General features: G+C 65.7%; 15 protein-coding genes. 6 read left to right on the plus strand and 9 right to left on the minus strand.

Annotated features, from left to right (window positions below):
* Positions 1-218: 218 nt before the first annotated feature.
* A complete protein-coding gene (locus I5R65_RS01890) occupies positions 219-566 on the minus strand; it encodes a KGG domain-containing protein (protein ID WP_196872034.1) in 348 nt (115 codons plus the stop codon).
* Positions 567-933: 367 nt separating this feature from the next.
* Here I5R65_RS01890 and imuA point away from each other — a divergent pair, with 367 nt between their 5' ends.
* Genes imuA through I5R65_RS01905 form a run of 3 tightly spaced genes read left to right on the plus strand, consistent with a single transcriptional unit; the run spans position 934 to position 6,382 of the window.
* Complete coding sequence (imuA, locus tag I5R65_RS01895) at positions 934-1,692, plus strand: translesion DNA synthesis-associated protein ImuA (RefSeq protein WP_196872035.1); 759 nt, start codon at positions 934-936, stop codon at positions 1,690-1,692.
* Positions 1,619-3,103 carry a DNA polymerase Y family protein gene (locus I5R65_RS01900; RefSeq protein WP_196872036.1) on the plus strand — a complete coding sequence of 495 codons (1,485 nt, stop codon included), beginning with the start codon at positions 1,619-1,621 and terminating at the stop codon, positions 3,101-3,103. The genes imuA and I5R65_RS01900 overlap by 74 nt, the downstream gene beginning before the upstream one ends.
* A gap of 9 nt (positions 3,104-3,112) precedes the next feature.
* Positions 3,113-6,382 (plus strand): error-prone DNA polymerase, encoded by a 3,270-nt coding sequence (locus I5R65_RS01905; protein ID WP_196872037.1) that lies wholly within the window; start codon positions 3,113-3,115, stop codon positions 6,380-6,382.
* Positions 6,383-6,424: 42 nt separating this feature from the next.
* On the opposite strand, the gene I5R65_RS01910 is transcribed toward I5R65_RS01905, so the two are convergent.
* From I5R65_RS01910 to I5R65_RS01920, 3 genes are all read right to left on the minus strand, one after another.
* The gene (locus tag I5R65_RS01910) at positions 6,425-7,606 is read right to left on the minus strand and encodes a diguanylate cyclase (RefSeq protein ID WP_196872038.1); all 1,182 of its coding nucleotides are present in this window, start codon (positions 7,604-7,606) and stop codon (positions 6,425-6,427) included.
* Positions 7,607-7,879: 273 nt separating this feature from the next.
* Positions 7,880-8,821 (minus strand): LysR substrate-binding domain-containing protein, encoded by a 942-nt coding sequence (locus I5R65_RS01915; RefSeq protein WP_196872039.1) that lies wholly within the window; start codon positions 8,819-8,821, stop codon positions 7,880-7,882.
* A gap of 41 nt (positions 8,822-8,862) precedes the next feature.
* On the minus strand, positions 8,863-9,639 hold the full coding sequence (locus I5R65_RS01920; protein WP_196872040.1) for a FadR/GntR family transcriptional regulator: 777 nt from the start codon (positions 9,637-9,639) through the stop codon (positions 8,863-8,865).
* Positions 9,640-9,945: 306 nt separating this feature from the next.
* Here I5R65_RS01920 and I5R65_RS01925 point away from each other — a divergent pair, with 306 nt between their 5' ends.
* The 3 genes from I5R65_RS01925 (at position 9,946) to I5R65_RS01935 (ending at position 13,633) form a co-directional block, all read left to right on the plus strand.
* Complete coding sequence (locus I5R65_RS01925; RefSeq protein ID WP_196872041.1) at positions 9,946-11,379, plus strand: aldehyde dehydrogenase family protein; 1,434 nt, start codon at positions 9,946-9,948, stop codon at positions 11,377-11,379.
* A gap of 48 nt (positions 11,380-11,427) precedes the next feature.
* Positions 11,428-12,186: an SDR family oxidoreductase gene (locus tag I5R65_RS01930; protein WP_102662579.1), complete on the plus strand. Its 759-nt coding sequence runs from the start codon at positions 11,428-11,430 to the stop codon at positions 12,184-12,186.
* Between the two features lie 139 nt (positions 12,187-12,325).
* Positions 12,326-13,633: an MFS transporter gene (locus tag I5R65_RS01935; RefSeq protein WP_196872042.1), complete on the plus strand. Its 1,308-nt coding sequence runs from the start codon at positions 12,326-12,328 to the stop codon at positions 13,631-13,633.
* A 63-nt stretch (positions 13,634-13,696) separates the two neighbouring features.
* Here I5R65_RS01935 and I5R65_RS01940 read toward each other — a convergent pair whose 3' ends face one another.
* The 5 genes from I5R65_RS01940 to I5R65_RS01960 all read right to left on the minus strand — a co-directional run bounded on the left by I5R65_RS01940 (position 13,697) and on the right by I5R65_RS01960 (position 17,700).
* The gene (locus I5R65_RS01940; protein WP_196872043.1) at positions 13,697-13,987 is read right to left on the minus strand and encodes a hypothetical protein; all 291 of its coding nucleotides are present in this window, start codon (positions 13,985-13,987) and stop codon (positions 13,697-13,699) included.
* A gap of 84 nt (positions 13,988-14,071) precedes the next feature.
* Positions 14,072-14,791: an ABC transporter ATP-binding protein gene (locus I5R65_RS01945; protein ID WP_196872044.1), complete on the minus strand. Its 720-nt coding sequence runs from the start codon at positions 14,789-14,791 to the stop codon at positions 14,072-14,074.
* Positions 14,784-15,542, minus strand: coding sequence for an ABC transporter ATP-binding protein (locus I5R65_RS01950; RefSeq protein ID WP_196872045.1), 759 nt, complete (start codon positions 15,540-15,542; stop codon positions 14,784-14,786). Before I5R65_RS01950 ends, I5R65_RS01945 begins: the two co-directional genes overlap by 8 nt.
* On the minus strand, positions 15,539-16,762 hold the full coding sequence (locus I5R65_RS01955) for a branched-chain amino acid ABC transporter permease (protein WP_196872046.1): 1,224 nt from the start codon (positions 16,760-16,762) through the stop codon (positions 15,539-15,541). Before I5R65_RS01955 ends, I5R65_RS01950 begins: the two co-directional genes overlap by 4 nt.
* A gap of 2 nt (positions 16,763-16,764) precedes the next feature.
* Positions 16,765-17,700 carry a branched-chain amino acid ABC transporter permease gene (locus I5R65_RS01960; protein ID WP_196872047.1) on the minus strand — a complete coding sequence of 312 codons (936 nt, stop codon included), beginning with the start codon at positions 17,698-17,700 and terminating at the stop codon, positions 16,765-16,767.
* Between the last annotated feature and the right edge of the window lie 129 nt (positions 17,701-17,829).

Below are 17,829 nucleotides of genomic sequence, written 5' to 3' on the forward strand. Positions count from 1 at the left end.
ATTAGGAATTCTCGATAAATACCCGGATTTCGACCAATAAATTAGGAATTCTCGATTCCGATTAAAAGATTTCGGAACGCCAGGATGCAAAAAAGGCGCTCTGCGCGCCTTTCGTTTTCTTGTTATCGACCTGTCTGGTCGCCGGTCCCTGCAGTTCTCAACTACATGGGTGAAAAGCGACCAATGCGACAAGCATTGCCCGAAACGCCATGCCGCCATCAGCCATGCTGTTGCGGGGTGCTATCCGACTGCAGCGGCTGCTGGGCGCCTGTAGTGTGCTCCTGCGGGGTGCTCTGGCTCATCTGCGGCTGCGCCGACGTGCTGGCGGTATTACCGCTCTGACCATTCTGTGCTGCGGCGGCTGCAGCCGCAGCGGCATTCTTGCGACCATGGCTGTTCAGACCGCCCTTGCGTCCGGCTTCGCGCGCTTCTGCAGAGCTGAACTCATGGGCGGCACCCTTGGCATGGGCCGCCTTGCCGCCCATGCTGGCGATCTGACGCTGCTTTTCCCTGTCCATGGCGGCAAAGCCGCGATTGCTGGTCCCCGGATTTTGTGAATTTGCCATGTGTGACTCCTTGTCTTGGTTGGTCGAGGTTGAGCGGACGAACCTGCCACCGGCCTGCCCTACTGCCCTGCGCGAGCTGACCGGCGGCACAAAACATCTGTCCACGTCTGCAGTTTAGGAAGCCTCACCGAACCTCACTATCGGAAGAGCTCCCCAGCCCTTGTCAGCGCCGACTGTAGGAAATGTAGGAATTCATGAAGATGAGCTTGCCTTTTTGGCATCAAAACCGACTCATCCTCCATAAGAAAAATCACGAACAAAAGACTTCGCCTTTTGCTCTCCCATCGGCAGTTTTCGTCACACTCCAAAACAATTACTGTATATTTATACAGTTATCATCCTCTTCGCCTGTGTGCCTTGCTCTACCATGCTGCCTCCATCGTCCCCGGCGCATCGTCCGGAAAACATCCATCCTTCGCTCTGGCTGGCGTCCCAACTGGCACGGGGGGATGGGCGCGGGGTGTCCAGCGGTTTCGAGGCGCTTGATGCCGAGTTGCCGGGACGCGGCTGGCCGGCCGGAGCGCTGATCGAATTGCTGCTGCCCCAGGATGGCATCGGCGAACTGCGCCTGCTGCGCCCGCTGCTGATGCGGCCGCCGGCCACTGCCCAGCGGGCCGTCCGGGTCACCCGCGCCGAACGTATCGCCCTGCTGCAGGCACCGCACCAGGTCAATGCTCCCGGCTGGGTGCATCTGGGCGTGCAGGCGGCCCGGCTGCTGCATCTGCAGGCCGACAACGCGGTCGACGCCTGCTGGGCCGCCGAACAAGTCCTGCGCGCCGATAGTTGCCAGGCCCTGCTGATGTGGCAACCCAGGCTGCGCTCGGGTGAGCACGATCTGCTGCGCCGGCTGCATGTGGCGGCGCAGGCCGGGCAAACCCTGTTTTTCATGCTGCGTCCCTGGTCCTGCGCGCGCGAGCCCTCGCCCGCGCCCTTGCGGCTGACGCTGCAGGCTGCGCGGGACGGGCTGGAGATCGGTTTTCTCAAGCGGCGCGGGCCGCTGCGCGAACAAAGCCTGTTTCTTCCCCTGACGCCTTCACCGAACCTGCAACGCCATGTCCCCACTGTGGATCGCCGTACACCTGCCACTGCTGCCGCTGGAAGCATTCCGTCCGAACTGGCTGGATGAGGCCCCGGCGGTGGTCTTCGAGCGCGAGCGCGTCACCGCGCTGTCGGCGCCTGCCCGCGCGCTGGGCGTGCAGGAAGGCATGCGGCGCGGCGGCGTACAGTTGCTGGCGCCGCAGGCGCTGCTGCAGGAACGCGATCCGCTGCGCGAACAAGGCCTGCTGGAACAGACCGCACTGGCCCTGCTGCAATACACGCCACAGGTCACGCTGGCCCCGCAAGCCTGTGTGCTGCTGGACGTGAGCGCCAGCCTGCGCCTGTTCGGCGGCATGCGGGCGCTGTGCCGCAAGATTGGCGTGACCATCGCCAGGCTCGGGCTGTCAGCCACCTTGTCCTCTGCCGTCACCGCGACCGGGGCCTGGATGCTGGCGCGCTACGGCAATGTGCGTACCCTGCGCAGCGGTTCCCTGCAGCGACGCCTGGACCGCTTGCCGGTGGTCTTGCTCAGTGCCGCCCAGGCCCACCTCGAGTGGCTGCACGGCCTGGGCTGCCGCCAGCTGGGGCAGTTGCGGCGGCTGCCGCGCCCCGGTCTGCAACGGCGCTGCGGCCGGGCGCTGCTGGACATGCTGGACCGTGCCTATGGCGACCTGCCGGAGCTGCATGAATGGGTGGTGGCACCACCGGTCTTCAAGGCGCGCGTGGAGCTGCCCGATCGGATCGAGCACACCGACATCCTGGCTGCCTATGCCCAGGGGCTGCTGGTACAGCTGGCCGGCTGGCTGGCGGCGCGCCAGTTGAGCATCAAGCAATTGCATCTGTGGCTGGAGCACGAACGCGGCCGCCAGGCCGTGGCGCCGACCGAATTGCGGATCGCCCTGTCGGTGCCGGCCTGGCAGGAGGATCACCTGCATACCCTGGTCAAGGAAAAGCTGGCCCGCTCCAGTCTGCCGGCGCCGGCCATCGCCCTGGGACTGGCGGCCGAGGAGCTGGAAGCCATGCAGGCCGCCAGCGAACTGCTCTTCCCCGAACCCGGCGGCAGCCCGGAAGATCACCAACGCCTGCTGGAACTGCTGGTGGCCCGGCTGGGCGCGGACAAGGTGCGCCAGGCCGCGCCCCGGGCCGATCATCGGCCCGAGATCGCCAATCGCTGGTGCAGCGTCATGCAGCCTGCGACCACATTGCCGGCACCGCTGGCGACCGATCCGGCGCGCCTGCCGCCGCGCCCGCTATGGTTGCTGGAAGAGCCCTTGCCCCTGCGCATGCAGCAGCACAAGCCGTTCTACCGCACGCCGCTGGAATTCACCTCGCCGCCGGAACGCATCGAGGCCGGCTGGTGGGAAGGTCGCCCGCTGACCCGCGACTACTTCACCGCGCGCGATGCGCGCCATGCCTATTACTGGATTTTCCGCCAGTGGCGCGGTGGCGAGGCCAGCGATGAGGCGCCTCGGTGGTTCCTGCACGGGCTGTTCGGCTAGGAGTACAGCATGCAAGCCCCTCTCCCTGGCATCGGTACTGGTACTGGCAATGACAGCGGCCTGCCCGACTATGCCGAACTGTATTGCCGCACCAACTTCAGTTTCCTGCAAGGCGCCTCGCATGCCCAGGAACTGGTGGAGCGCGCCATCGCCCTGGGTTATCGCGCCCTGGCCATCACCGACGAATGCACCCTGGCCGGGGTGGTGCGCGCCCATGCGGCCTGGCAGGAGCAGGTCAGCAAGAACCAGAGCCTGGATTTCAAGCTGATCATCGGCAGCTGCTTCCGCTTCACTCAGCTTACCCAGCTCCGGGATGACCCGGATCCCCCCCTGGCCCGTCTGACCCTGGTTGCGCTGGCCAGGAACCGGGAGGGCTACGGCAATCTCTCCGAACTGGTCACCCTGGCCCGCACCCGCGCCGAAAAGGGCCAGTATCTGCTGGCCCCGGAAGACCTGAGCCAGCCGCCGCCGGCCTTGTCGCACCTGCGCGCCCTGCCCGATTGCCAATTGATCCTGGTGCCGGATTACGCGGTCGACGAAGACACCCTGGACGCACAACTGCGCTGGTTCGCCGGCCTGGCCCCGGGACGCTCCTGGGTTGGCCTGACGCGCCTGTATCGCCCCCTGGACGAGCTGCACCGCGCAGCGCTGGAGCAGGCTGCGCGGCGCCATGGCCTGCCGCTGGTGGCGGTGGGCGACGTGCAGATGCACCAGCGCTCACGCAAGTACCTGCAGGATGTGGTGACTGCCATCCGCCTGAGCCAGCCGGTACAGGAATGCGGCCATGCGCTGGCACCCAACGCCGAACAACATCTGCGGCCCAGAATGCGGCTGTCGCTGGTGCACACGCGGCAGACCCTGGACCAGACCCTGGCCATCGCTGCCGAATGCCGCTTCAGCCTGGCCGAGCTGCGCTATGAATATCCGGACGAGCTGGTGCCGCTGGGCATGAGCCCGGCCGACTATCTGCGCCAGGAAACCCTGGCCGGGGCCGCCAGACGCTATCCACAGGGACTGCCCGGCGAAGTGCGGCAACAGATCGAAACCGAACTGGCGCTCATCGCCGGCAAGCACTATGAAGCCTATTTCCTGACCGTCTACGACCTGGTGCAATTCGCCCGTTCACGCGGCATCCTGTGCCAGGGCCGGGGTTCGGCGGCCAATTCGGCGGTCTGCTATTGCCTGGGGGTGACCGAGGTCGATCCCACCTCCACCCGCCTGCTGTTCGCCCGCTTCATCAGCGAAAAGCGTGACGAGCCGCCCGACATCGACGTCGACTTCGAACACCAGCGCCGTGAAGAAGTGATCCAGCACATCTACCGCAAGTACGGCCGCCGTCGCGCCGCCCTGGCCGCCGCCGTCCACAGCTATCGCCCACGTGGCGCGCTGCGCGAGGTGGGCAAGGCGCTGGGCGTGGACCCGGCCATCGTCGATACGGTGGCCAAGTCGCAGCACTGGTTCGACAGCCGTGAAGAACTGCTGGCGCGCTTCGCCGAAGCCGGGCTGGACCCGGAACTGCCGCAGATCGGGTTGTGGGCCAGCATCACCGGCAAGCTGCTGCGTTTCCCACGGCACCTGTCGCAGCACACCGGGGGCTTCGTGATCGCGCGCGGACAATTGTCGCGTCTGGTACCGATCCAGAACGCCGCCATGGCAGACCGTTCCGTCATCGAATGGGACAAGGACGACCTGGAGTCGCTCCGGCTGCTCAAGGTCGATGTGCTGGCGCTGGGCATGCTCACCGCCCTGCGTCGTACGCTGGAACTGGTGAGCCTGCGGCGCGGCTTGCCGCAGGTGATGCAGATGTACGATATCCCGCGTGAAGATCCGGCCACCTTCGACATGATCTGCAAGGCCGATACCATCGGCGTGTTCCAGATCGAGAGCCGGGCCCAGATGAGCATGCTGCCGCGCATGCAACCACGCACCCAGTACGACCTGGTGGTGCAGGTGGCCATCGTGCGGCCCGGTCCGATCCAGGGCGGCATGGTCCACCCCTACCTGCGGCGGCGCGAAATGCTGCGCAATGGCGAGGGCTTCGACTATCCCGACAACACCAGCAAGAGCGGCAAGATCAGGCAGGTGCTGGAGCGCACCCTGGGCATCCCCATCTTCCAGGAACAGGTGATGGACGTGGCCATTGAGGCCGCCGGCTACTCGCCCAGCGAGGCCGACGACCTGCGCCGCTCCATGGCGGCCTGGAAGCGCAAGGGCGGCATGGGGCCGCACCACGAGCGGCTGGTGCTGGGCATGACCGACAATGGCTATTCACGTGAATTCGCCGAAAGCATCTTCAACCAGATCGAGGGTTTCGGCGAATACGGCTTTCCGGAAAGCCATGCCGCCAGCTTTGCCCTGCTGACCTACTTCAGCAGTTGGCTCAAGTGCCACGAGCCGGAGGCTTTCCTGTGCGGTCTGCTCAATAGCCAGCCCATGGGCTTCTATTCGCCCTCGCAGCTGATCCAGGATGCGCGCCGGCATGGGGTGCGGGTGTTGCCGGCCAATGTCGTACGCAGCGCCTGGGAGTCCACCCTGGAAGCGCCCGGGGAACCGGCCACATCCGGACCGGTGCGCCCGGCCGTGCGGCTGGGCATGAGCCTGCTGCGCGGCATGCCGGCCGAGGCGGCGCAGCGCATCGAGCAGGCGCGCGCCGAGCACCCCTTTACCGATGTCGACGACCTGGCCCGGCGCGCCGCCCTGGATCGGCATGCCCTGCAGGCACTGGCGGCCGGCGATGCCCTGCGCGAACTGGCCGGCCATCGGCGCCAGGCCCTGTGGCATGCGGTGGGCGCGGTGCCCGACCGTGACCTGCTGCGCAGCGCGCCACGCGGCGACGATGCGGTGCAACTGGAGACACCCGGCGAAGGGGAACAGATCATCGACGACTACCGTGCCATGAACCTGACCCTGCGCCGCCACCCGCTGGCCCTGCTGCGACCGACCCTGCAGCGCCGCCGCTTCATGAGCGTGGCTGATCTGAACATGCTGCAGAACCGCCAGTTCGCCTGCTGCTGCGGCATCGTCACGGTGCGCCAGCGGCCGGGCACGGCCAAGGGTGTGATCTTCATGACGCTGGAAGACGAGACCGGCTCGGCCAATGTCATCATCTGGCCGGCCGTGCTGGAACGACAGCGCAGCGAAGTGCTCAATGCGCGCCTGCTGGGGGTGTACGGCAGCTGGCAATGCCAGGGAGAGGTGCGCCATCTGGTGGCCGGACGGCTGGAAGACTGGACCCACCTGCTCGGGGAACTACAGCCGCGCAGCCGCGATTTCTTCTGAAGGGCTTGTCGAGGGTGATGGACAGTCTTCGGCACTCAGGCCTCAGGCTGCCAGCGCCAGGCGGAAGGCATTGCGCCCTTCGCTCTTGGCCCGGTACAGGGCCAGGTCAGCCTGGTGCACCAGTGCATCCCAGCCCAGCAGCTGGCCCGGCATGAGCAGCGCCAGGCCGACGCTAATGGTGACCGGCTGGCCATGGCCGAAGTCATGCTGGCGCACCGTCTCCAGCAGGTGCTGGGCGATCTGTCGCGCCGCCACCTCGGCCAGCCCGGGGAAGACCGCGCAGAACTCCTCGCCGCCGTAGCGCCCCAGCAGGCCGGTCTGGCGGCAGCATTGCCGCAGCAGCGTGCCGATGTCGGCCAGCACGCGGTCACCCACCTGGTGGCCATGGGTATCGTTGATCTGTTTGAAATGGTCGACGTCGATGAAGGCCAGGGTCAGCACCTGTCTGGCCTGCACCGCCTGCTCCAGCACCAGTTCGCCACAGCGCACCAGCTCGCGCCGGTTCAGGGTGCCGGTCAGCTCGTCCACGGTAGCCAGGCGCTGCTTGTCGGCCAGTAGGCGTTCGAAATAGATCATCATCAGCGCCACCGACAGCAACAGGGTGCCACTGATGGGAATCAGATAGATCAGGGCTACCCCCAGGTTGCTCATCTCAGGTGGTTCGAACACTTCCGGATGGCGCAGCGAAATGACGAAGCGGCTGACATAGCTGGCGCTGAGGATGAGCAAGGCGCCGATACCGACGCAGCGACCGAAGGTCCAGCGTGGATAACGCTCGGCCAGGGCGCCGGAGAGTCCCTGGAGGAATTCCCACAGCACCAGGCAGAACACCACCTGCAGGCCGCAGACGGCCAGGAAGGCGCGCTGGGTGAACGTGGCGTCGGAGGCCAGCAGCACCGCAAAGGCGGCGGAGTAGACCACGATGAGCAGGCCCGGCCACCAGCGTAAACGGCGTTGGTAGAAGCTGCGCAGGCCGGCCCAGGCCACGATCCCGGAGGAAAACACCAGGGTATTGCCCAGCAGCAGGCCCAGCGCGCGCGGGGTACCGCTCAGGCTGGCATAGACCACCACGGTGGCGCAGATACCCAGCGCCGCCAGCACCCCGGAGAGCGCCCACAGGCGGGTGAAGCGCTCCGAGGGCGTGCTGATGAACAGGCCCGTCATGATCACGCCACTGCAAAACTGAACGATGGCCAGCGCCAGGCTGGCGGTGAATGGATTCATCCGGATAAGCCCGTCCACGGAACGGGTGAAGATTGCAGAACGGGAGAGTGTCCGATCAAGCCTGGCAGGCAAGCGCCCGGAACCCCTTCCGGTGCCGCTGCTGGCTATCTGATGGCCTGGAATGGCTGCACAGGCAGGATGCGGCTAGTGTAACCGAAGCCGCCAGGATGATAGTGATTTTCAGCAATATGTCATTGAAAGTGAACGTTATTGCTGTACTGACAATACCCGCTTCTGCGTTCACTACGCCTTCATTGCAGCTTCATCGCGGTTTCATTCGCGCTCCAGCACGCGGGTATGGCTCCACTTCCCGGAACGGCACAGTTGATCAGTGACATCCAGCACCAGTCGCTCCACGGCCGCCGCTGCCGTGGTCAGGGGGATGTTGCGGGAAGCGCATAACACCAGGGTGCGCGAGATGCTCTCACCGGCGATGGCATGGGCCACCATGTCGCCGCGCTCGATGTCGGCCAGCAGCGGCGCCACCGGCAGGATGGTGGCACCGATATCGGCCAGGATGGCGGACTTCAGGATGGCCACCGAATTGATCTCGATGACATTGTCCAGGCTCATGCCCTGGGCGCGTACCAGGTTTTCGATGCGCGGGCGCACGCCATGGGCCAGGCCGGGCAGGATCAGGGGTGCCTGGAGGGCGCGCGCCAGCGGCACGCCCTTGCGTCCGGGGACGCCGTACTGCGACTTGGCGCGGGTGATGTACAGCATCTCTTCCTCGATCATCGGCGTGGCCGCGAACGAGGACAGCTGACCATCATCGAACAGCACCGCCAGATTGATGCGGCCGGACTTGAGCTGGGTGATGAGGTTGCCGGTCAGTTCCTCGGTCAGTTGCAGCGTGATTTCCGGATAGGTGGAGCGCACCGCGTTCAACAGCGGCAGGGCCAGCGCATTGGACACGCTCTGCGGAATACCCAGCGCCACGGTGCCCGAGGGCTTGTCGGTGGATTGCGCCACGGCCTGCTTGGCGTCCTGCACCTGCTTGAGGATCGCCAGCGCGTGCTCATAGAAGACCTTGCCGGCATCGGTGGCGATCACGCCCTGGGCCGAGCGGTGCAGCAGTTGGGCCTCCATCTCGTCTTCCAGCTGGCGGATCTGCTGGGTCAGCGCCGGCTGGGCGATATGCAGCACCCGTGCCGCCCGCGAGAGCGAGCCGTGATCGACGATGGCCACGAAGTAGCGCAGTTGGCGTAATTCCATGCGAAGGTTTTCCCTGCTGTCCAGCGAGTTGTCAAATTGTTTTACAGGCCCGGACGACTATTGAACATGCGGGTGCGCGCATTCTCGATGTGGCCCCGCATGGCGCGCCGGGCGCCTTCGGCATCCTGCAGCCGGATCAGTTCAAAGATCTGGCGGTGTTCGTCCATGGCGTCCTGCGAGCGCTTCCAGGGCGGGATGTGCATCAGGTGGCGCAGCATGTTCACGGCATGGCTGACATCGTATTCCAGCGTCTTCATCACCTGCACGAAGCGCAGGTTGCCGGTGGCCATGGCAATCGCCTCATGGAAGCCGAAGTCGTAATGGTGGGCGATGCCGCCGACCCGGTTGGCCTCTTCGAAGCCTTCCAGCAGGCGCTCCATCTGATCCAGGTCCTGCTTGTTGCGGCGCAGGGCTGCCATGTAGGCCGATTCGGGTTCCAGCACCAGGCGCAGTTCCAGGCCGTTCATGATGTGACCGATGCGGGTCTCGGGCTCGCCGTCCGGGCGCGCCGGGGCCAGACCAGCCTTTTCCTTCACATAGGTCCCCGAACCCCGCAGGGATTCCACCAACTGGTCCTCGCGCAGTCGGTCCAGCGCCTGCCGCACCACCGGGCGCGAGACCTCGAACAGCGTGGCCAGGTCATTCTCGGAAGGCAGCTTGCTGCCCACCGCGATGCGTCCTTCCACGATGGCATGGAACAAGGTCTCATAGACCCGCTCGGCGAAGCGCTCCGGCCGCACCGGACCCAGGCCGACGGCGGCCAGGCTCAGGAGTTCGCTGGACGCGGCGGGGCGCGTCGGCTTGCTGGGGTTGGACATCGATGCTCCAGGAGACTGAAATGGACGTTGCGCATGGTAGCGGATTTGCCGCCCTCCCCGCCACCCCTGGCGCTGCAGGTAGTCAGCAAAGTAGTAAATTTAATTGACAGCTTGTTCGCCCTGGCTTAGATTGGCTCACCACAAAAAGTAAAACGACTCAGGAGACACGCCCCTTGACAGGCCAACTCGCGGACCGTGCGTCCGGGACTGACCTCGTCCATGCCGCCTGCTGCGTTTTACTTCACCTTGCTCCACCTGCTTCACTCCAGTTGCGCTTTGCGCTTACCACCCAAGGACAGCACCGCCATGAAACAGCACTTCATCGACAACCGCTGGGTCGCCCCCGCCTCCGGCGAGAGCATTCCCGTCATCGATCCCTCCGACGGCCAGCCCTTCGAGGCCATCGCCCGCGGCAATGCCGCCGACATCGACCGTGCCGTCGGCGCCGCCCGTCGCGCCTATGAGGGCGCCTGGGGCAAGCTGTCGGCGGCCGAGCGCAGCCGCCTGATGATGAAACTGGCCTACAAGCTGCAGGATCATCAGGAAGAACTGGCGCAACTGGAAGGCCGCGATTGCGGCAAACCGATGAAGCAGGCGCGCGCCGATGCGGCCGCCATCGTGCGCTATTTCGAGTTCTATGCCGGCGCCGCCGACAAGCTGCATGGCGAGACCATTCCTTATCAGGCCGGCTATACGGTGCTGACCCTGCGCGAGCCGCATGGCGTGACCGGCCATATCGTGCCGTGGAACTATCCGATGCAGATCTTCGGGCGCTGCGTGGGCGGCGCCCTGGCAGCCGGCAATACCTGCGTGGTCAAGCCGGCCGAGGATGCCTGCCTGTCCATCCTGCGGATGGCCGAGCTGGCGGCCGAGGTGGGTTTTCCGGAAGGCGCGCTCAATATCGTGACCGGTTACGGCCACGAAGCCGGCGACCTGCTGGTCAAGCATCCTGACGTGGACCATGTGTCCTTCACCGGCTCGCCCAACGTGGGCAAGCTGGTGGTGCGCGGCGCGGCCGAGCACCATACACCGGTCACCCTGGAACTGGGTGGCAAGTCGCCGCAAGTGGTGTTCGAGGACGCCGACATGGAGGCCATGCTGCCGGTGGTGGTCAATGCCATCGTGCAGAACGCCGGCCAGACCTGCTCCGCCGGCAGCCGCCTGCTGGTGCAACGCGGTGCCTATGAGCAGGTGCTGGAACGCCTGGCAGGCCTGTTTTCGCAACTGCGGGTCGGTTCTTCCCAGATGGACCTGGATTGCGGCCCGCTGATCCGCAAGACCCAGCAGGAGCGCGTGGCCGGCTTCCTCGCCGATGCGCGGCGCGACGGCATCCCGCTGGTGGCGCAGGGCGAAGTCGCCCCGGGTGCGCCGGCCAGCGGTTTCTACCAGGCCCCGGCGCTGCTGCGTGATGTGCCTTCGCGTCACCGACTGGCGCAGGAAGAGGTGTTCGGACCGGTACTGGCGGCCATGCCCTTCGAGGATGAGGCCGAGGCCATCGCCCTGGCCAACGGCACCGACTACGGGCTGGTGGCCAGCGTCTGGACCCGCGATGGCGGGCGCCAGATGCGCCTGGCGCGGGCCATCCGCAGCGGCCAGGTGTTCATCAACAACTATGGCGCCGGTGGTGGCGTGGAACTGCCCTTCGGCGGCGTCAAGGCCAGCGGCCACGGCCGTGAAAAAGGTTTCGAGGCGCTCTATGGCTTCACGGTCCTCAAGACCATCGCCATCCGCCACGGTTGAGCGGACCGGATTTCAATCAACACAACAGCATTTTCAAGGAGACACACCATGCGTTTGCAAGACAAGGTAGCCATCGTGACCGGTGGCGGTTCGGGTTTCGGTGAGGGCATCGCCAAGGCTTACGCCCGTGAAGGCGCGGCCATCGTCGTGGCCGACATCGGCGAGGCCGGCGGCCTGCGGGTGGTCGAGGAAATCAAGCGCGCTGGCGGCAAGGCGGTGTTCGCCCGGGCTGACGTGTCCAAGCGGGCCGACATGGACCAATTGCTGGCCACTGCCCTGGAACAGTTCGGCAAGCTCGACATCGTCGTCAACAATGCCGGCACCACCCACCGCAACCGTCCCATGCTGGAAGTGGAAGAGGAAGAATTCGACCGTGTCTATGCCGTCAATGTGAAGAGTATCTTCCTCTCGGCCAAGACCTTCGTGCCCTACTTCCGCCAGGTCGGCGGCGGCGCCTTCGTCAACATCGCCTCCACCGCCGGCGTGCGCCCGCGTCCGGGCCTGACCTGGTACAACGGTAGCAAGGGCGCGGTCATCACCACCAGCAAGTCGATGGCGGCCGAACTGGGTCCGGACAAGATCCGCGTGAACTGTGTCAACCCGGTGATCTCGGCCACGGGCCTGTTGGCCGAGTTCATGGGCGTGCCCGACACCCCGGAAAACCGCAAGAAGTTCGTCGCCACCATCCCCATGGGCCGCTTCTCGACCCCCGAGGACATCGCCAATGCCTGCCTCTATCTGGGGTCGGACGAAGCCCAGTTCGTCACCGGCGTGTGCATCGAGGTCGATGGCGGGCGCTGCGTGTAAACACCTTCATGTGCGCGGGGGCGATATTGCTTTGACAATCCTGCCCCCGCCACTACAATGCTGGGCACCGTCAGCCGGCCACACAGAAGGGTCAGCGACGTAAAACAACATAACGTCAAAAAATCTACCGGAGCGAGACATGACTTATCAAGCAGGCGCGGCTGCCGACGGCGCGCGCGCATCCTTTGAAGACGCTACCTACACCAAGGTCACCTGGCGCCTGTTGCCCTTGCTGTTCCTGTGCTACGTGGCCTCCTACCTGGACCGGGTCAACGTCGGCTTCGCCAAGCTGCAGATGCTGCAGGACCTGAAGTTCAGCGATACCGTCTACGGCCTGGGCGCGGGCATCTTCTTCCTGGGCTACTTCGTCTTCGAAGTCCCCAGCAACATGATCCTGCACAAGGTCGGGGCGCGCCTGTGGATCGCCCGCATCATGATCACCTGGGGCATCATCTCCGGCGCCATGGCCTACGTGACCACGCCGCAGATGTTCTACATCATGCGTTTCCTGCTGGGGGTGGCCGAGGCCGGCTTCTTCCCGGGCGTGATCCTGTACCTGACCTACTGGTACCCGGCGGCGCGGCGCGGCAAGATCACCGCCCTGTTCATGACCGGCATCGCGCTCTCGGGCGTGATCGGCGGCCCGCTGTCGGGCTGGATCATGCATGCCATGCCAGGCGTGTGGGGCCATTCCGGCTGGCAGTGGATGTTCCTCCTGGAGGCCATTCCTTCCCTGATCCTGGGCGTGCTGGTGATCCTGTACATGAAGGATCGCATCCGAGATGCCCACTGGCTCAACGAGGAAGAAAAGCGCCTGCTGGAAACCAACATCAGCCATGAAGAAAGCCAGAAGGAACACCTGTCCCTGGGCGCCATGTTCTCCAATGGCCGGGTCTGGCTGGGCGCGCTGATCTACTTCTGCTTCGTCATGGGCTTGTATGGCGTGAGCTTCTGGCTGCCCACCATCATCAAGACCACCGGCGTGACCGATCCGCTCAACGTGGGCCTGTTGACGGCCATTCCCTATGCCTTCGCCGCCGTTGCGATGGTCGTGATCGCCCGTAGCGCCGACGCCCGTCGCGAACGCCGCTGGCACGTCGCCATCCCGGCCTTCCTGGGATGCATCGGCCTGCTGCTGTCGACCGTCTATGACCACAACACCACGCTGGCGATGGCCTCGCTGACGCTGGCCAGCGTCGGCATCCTGACTACGCTGCCGCTGTTCTGGAGCCTGCCGACGGCCTTCCTGTCGGGTACTGCGGCGGCGGCCGGGATTGCGTTGATCAATTCGCTGGGCAACCTGGCCGGTTTCGTCAGCCCCTTCCTGGTGGGCTGGCTCAAGGACACCACCCAGAGCACCAATGCCGGCATGTACGTGCTGGCGGCGTCACTGGTGATCGGTGGCCTGTTGACGCTGACCCTGCCGGCCAGGCTGGTAAACCGGTAATCCATCCGGATGCAGTTCCGGATGCAATTCAGACGGCGGCTCCCCGGAGCCGCCGTTGTCGTTTCAGAGGCGAGCGGAAGACGGCGACTCCAGCGGCTCCAGCAGCTCACGCATGGCCAGCCGGACCACCTCGGCCTGCGTCGCCTGGGCATGGCGCTGGCGCTGCACGTCCAGCAGCGCATCCACCTTGGCGCGGTCACCGTGGCACAGCTCGGTCATGCGGGCCGTCATCTCCAGGTAGCCGTCGGGGTCATGCAAAGGCCGGTCCTCACGGCTGACGTGGTGCAGCCAGGCACGGTCGAAGGCATAGAGCGCCAGCACGGCGCAGGACATCAGTATCAGCCAGGGCAGCATGGGAGTCTCGCAGGCGGGTAAAGCGGGGATTCTGCCTGCGCGCTGGCGGAACCACCATCGACCATGCGGGCAGAACAATGCGCATCACGCTGACGCCAGCGCCAGCCACTCCGCCTGCACGGCCACATCCGCCTCCAGCGCGGCTGGCGTGCCATGGAAGACCATCTCGCCGCGCCCCATCACGTAGACCCGCTGCGACAGGTCCAGCGCGATCACCTGTTTCTGCTCGACCAACAGTACCGCCACCTGCCGGCTACGCAACAGCGTCAGGTAATGCGCGACCTGCTCCACCATCTGTGGCGACAGGCCTTCCGTCGGCTCGTCGATCAGCAACAGCGCGGGGTTGCCCAGCAGCGCCCGGCCCAGCGCCAGCATCTGCTGCTCGCCGCCGGACAAGGATCCTGCGGCCACCTTGCGGCGCGCGGCCAGTGCCGGGAACAGGGCATAGACCTCGTCCTCGCGCCAGCCGTCGGCTGGCTGGCGCCTACCCTGGCGGCCCAGCGACAGGTTCTGCGCCACGCTCAGGGTGGGAAAGACATCACGACTCTCCGGCACATAGCCGATCCCGCGCCGGGCAATCGCATGCGTCGGCAGCCCGGCGATGCTGGCGCCGGCAAAGCGGATTTCGCCAGTGCTGCGAACCAGGCCCATCAGGGCTTTGAGCAGTGTGGAACGGCCGGCGCCATTGCGCCCGAGGATGCTGACGATTTCGCCTCGCTGCACGTCCAGGGAGAGACCCTGCAGCACGTGACTCTGGCCATACCAGGCCTGCAGGCCGCTGACGCTGAGCAAGGTGTCAGCCATGTCGCCTCCGGTTCAGGTAAAGCGCCTGCACGTCCTCGTTGGTGCGGATGCGTTCGGCGCTGTCGCAGGCGATCACGCGACCGTTGTCCATCACTGCGATGCGGTCGGCCAGGTCGAAGACCACCTGCATGTCGTGCTCCACCATCAAGAGGGTCTTGCCCACCGTGACCTCGCGGATCAGGGCTACCATCGCTGCGCTCTCGGCTCGGCTCATGCCGGCCGTGGGTTCGTCCAGCAGGATCACGGCGGCATCGGCGGCAATGGTGACGGCCAGTTCCAGGGCGCGTTGCTCGGCGTAGCTCAGTTCACCCGCCGGCACCTGCGCGCGCGCGCCCAGCCCGACCCGCTCCAGCACGGCCTGGGCGCGGGCGCTGGCATCGTGCAGTTGACCGAGGCGGCGCCAGAAGGCATAGCGATAACCGAGTGTCCACAACAGGGCGCAGCGCACATTCTCGAACGCAGTCAGACGCGGGAAGAGGCTGGTGATCTGGAAGCTGCGCGCCAACCCCAGGCGATTGATCTGCTGTGGCGAGCGATGCGTGATGTCCTGCCCCTGCAGTAGCACGCGCCCGGCATCGGCCCGATAACGGCCCGAGACCAGGTTGAACAGGCTGGATTTGCCGGCCCCGTTGGGTCCGATCAGCGCACAGCGTTCACCTGGGCGTAATTGCAGGTCCACGCCACGCAGGATCTGGCTGCCCTCGAAGGCCTTGCTCAGGCCCTGCAGATCCAGGGAAAAAGGCGCGCTCATCGGCCCGGCCCCTGACGCCGCCAGATCGCCAGCGCCGTCGCCCCCGCCGCGATGAGCAAGACGGCGGTGATCCACGGCAGCGGTGCATGGACATCGATGGCCCGGCCCCACCACTGCAGGGGCGTCGCGCCATCGCTGCCTTCGGCCAGACTGCCCAGGCTGGCCTGGTAAGCCATCTCGGTGGCCAGCACCACCCCGGCCAGCGTGACCAGTGCGGCCAGTAGCCAGGTTGCCAGACGCCGTGCCAGATGCCGGTCGACGTCACCGCCGCGCCAGGTGCGCCAGCCAAGGTCGATCAGGCTGGCAAGGCCGCCCGGAGTGGTCATCACGATCAAAATGAAGAAGGCGCCCAGATAGAATTGCCAGGCCTGGGTGTAGGCCGACAGCCAGGACGTGAACAGCACGCCGACCACGCCGCCCACGATGGGGCCATAGAAATAGGCGGTACCGCCGATGAAGGTGAACAGCAGGATGCTGCCCGAACGCAGCGCCCCCACGTATTCGGCGCTGACGATCTCGAAGTTGATGGCCGACAGCCCGCCCGAGACGCCGGCAAAGAAGGCCGACAGGATCAGTGCCAGGTAGCGTACCCGCTGTGGATCGTAGCCGATGAAGGCGGCGCGTTCCGGGTTGTCGCGCACCGCATTGAGGATGCGTCCCAGCGGCGTGTGACGCAGCGCGCTGATGGCCATGGCGCAGACCAGCAGCCAGCCGGCGATGAGGTAGTAGACCTGGATCTGCGGACCGTAGCTGATGCCCAGTACCGGCGCGCCGATGACCCGATTGCCGGAGATGCCGCCCTCGCCACCGAAGACCTCGGGCAACATCAGCACGCAGGCCGAGACCAGTTCCACCAGCCCCAGCGTGATCATGGCAAAGGTGGTGCCGGCGCGGCGCGTGGTGGGATAGCCCAGCACGACGCCGCACAGGGCGCCGGTCAGGCCGCCCGCCAGGGGGACCAGCGTCACCGGGAAGACCAGCGTGCCCTCGCTCATGCGGTTCATCAGGTGGATCGCGCCGAAGGCGCCCAGGCCGGAATACACCGCGTGACCGAAGGAGAGCATGCCGCCCTCGCCCAGCAGGATGTTGTAGGACAGGCAGAGCAAGACCATCGTCCCCATCTGCGAGAGCAGCGACAAGGCCGCGCTTTGCGGAAACACCAGCGGTGCCGCCAACAGGACCAGGGCCAGGCCCAGCCAGGGCAGGACGACACGCTTCATCCTCATCCCTCCCGCTGGCCCATGAGCCCCTTGGGGCGCACCACCAGCATCACCACCAGCAGCAGATAGGGCAACACCGGCGCCACCTGGGCCAGCGTCAGGCGCATCAGCGGCGCCAGTGCACTGTCACTCGAGACCTGCACGCCCAGGCTGGCCAGGGACACGTCCAGCGCCACTGCGAAGGTCTGCATCAGGCCGATCAGCAGCGAGGTGATGAAGGCCCCGGCCAGCGAGCCCAGCCCGCCCACCACCACCACCACGAAGATGATGCTGCCCACCGCCGCCGCCATGCCCGGTTCGGTAACGAAGGCATTGCCGCCGATCACCCCGGCCAGCGCAGCCAGCGCGCAGCCACCGCCAAACACCAACATGAACACCCGCGGCACGTTATGCCCCAGTGCCTCGGCCATCTGTGGGTGCGTCAGCGCGGCCTGGATCAAGAGCCCGATGCGGGTATGGCGCAGCAGCAGCCACAAGGCCAGCAACATCAGCGCTGCCACCAGCAGCATGAAGCTGCGATAGATGGGGAAGCTGGTCGAATAGAGGGTGAACAGCGTGCCATCGAGTTCCGGCGGGATGCGGTAGGGCACCGGCGAGCGGCCCCACACCAGTTGCACCAGTTCCACCACCAGATAGGACAAGCCAAAGGTGAACAGCAATTCCGGTACATGGCCGTAGCGGTGCACGATGCGCAGGCCGTAATGCTCCACCAGCGCGCCGGCCACGCCCACCAGCAGGGGCGCGATCAGCAGCGCCGGCCAGAAGCCCAGCACGCCGGCAATCGCGTAGGCGACATACGCCCCCAGCATGTAGAAGCTGGCATGGGCGAAATTGGGCACGCCCATCATGCTGTAGATCAGCGTCAGGCCCGAAGACAGCAGGAACAGCAGGAAGCCGTAGCCCAAGCCGTTGAGGAAGGTGATCAGCGCGAATTCCAAGTTGCCAGCCTTGCCAGGGATGCGATGGGTTCAATAGGAGTCAGACGGGGTCAGACAGCGTCGAGGCGCCGGGCCGAGCACGGCCGGACGCAAAAGTGGAGCGATCCTATGGGATTCGCGCTTCTCTGT

The sequence above is a fragment of the Herbaspirillum sp. AP02 genome (assembly GCF_015767275.1).
In the GTDB taxonomy this organism is placed as follows: domain Bacteria; phylum Pseudomonadota; class Gammaproteobacteria; order Burkholderiales; family Burkholderiaceae_D; genus Herbaspirillum.

Bases quoted from the DNA above. Each gene is read 5' to 3' on its own strand.
- I5R65_RS01890 (WP_196872034.1), bottom strand. From the start codon at position 566: ATGGCAAATTCACAAAATCCGGGGACCAGCAATCGCGGCTTTGCCGCC.
- imuA (WP_196872035.1), top strand. From the start codon at position 934: ATGCTGCCTCCATCGTCCCCGGCGCATCGTCCGGAAAACATCCATCCT.
- I5R65_RS01900 (WP_196872036.1), top strand. From the start codon at position 1,619: ATGTCCCCACTGTGGATCGCCGTACACCTGCCACTGCTGCCGCTGGAA.
- I5R65_RS01905 (WP_196872037.1), top strand. From the start codon at position 3,113: ATGCAAGCCCCTCTCCCTGGCATCGGTACTGGTACTGGCAATGACAGC.
- I5R65_RS01910 (WP_196872038.1), bottom strand. From the start codon at position 7,606: ATGAATCCATTCACCGCCAGCCTGGCGCTGGCCATCGTTCAGTTTTGC.
- I5R65_RS01915 (WP_196872039.1), bottom strand. From the start codon at position 8,821: ATGGAATTACGCCAACTGCGCTACTTCGTGGCCATCGTCGATCACGGC.
- I5R65_RS01920 (WP_196872040.1), bottom strand. From the start codon at position 9,639: ATGTCCAACCCCAGCAAGCCGACGCGCCCCGCCGCGTCCAGCGAACTC.
- I5R65_RS01925 (WP_196872041.1), top strand. From the start codon at position 9,946: ATGAAACAGCACTTCATCGACAACCGCTGGGTCGCCCCCGCCTCCGGC.
- I5R65_RS01930 (WP_102662579.1), top strand. From the start codon at position 11,428: ATGCGTTTGCAAGACAAGGTAGCCATCGTGACCGGTGGCGGTTCGGGT.
- I5R65_RS01935 (WP_196872042.1), top strand. From the start codon at position 12,326: ATGACTTATCAAGCAGGCGCGGCTGCCGACGGCGCGCGCGCATCCTTT.
- I5R65_RS01940 (WP_196872043.1), bottom strand. From the start codon at position 13,987: ATGCTGCCCTGGCTGATACTGATGTCCTGCGCCGTGCTGGCGCTCTAT.
- I5R65_RS01945 (WP_196872044.1), bottom strand. From the start codon at position 14,791: ATGGCTGACACCTTGCTCAGCGTCAGCGGCCTGCAGGCCTGGTATGGC.
- I5R65_RS01950 (WP_196872045.1), bottom strand. From the start codon at position 15,542: ATGAGCGCGCCTTTTTCCCTGGATCTGCAGGGCCTGAGCAAGGCCTTC.
- I5R65_RS01955 (WP_196872046.1), bottom strand. From the start codon at position 16,762: ATGAAGCGTGTCGTCCTGCCCTGGCTGGGCCTGGCCCTGGTCCTGTTG.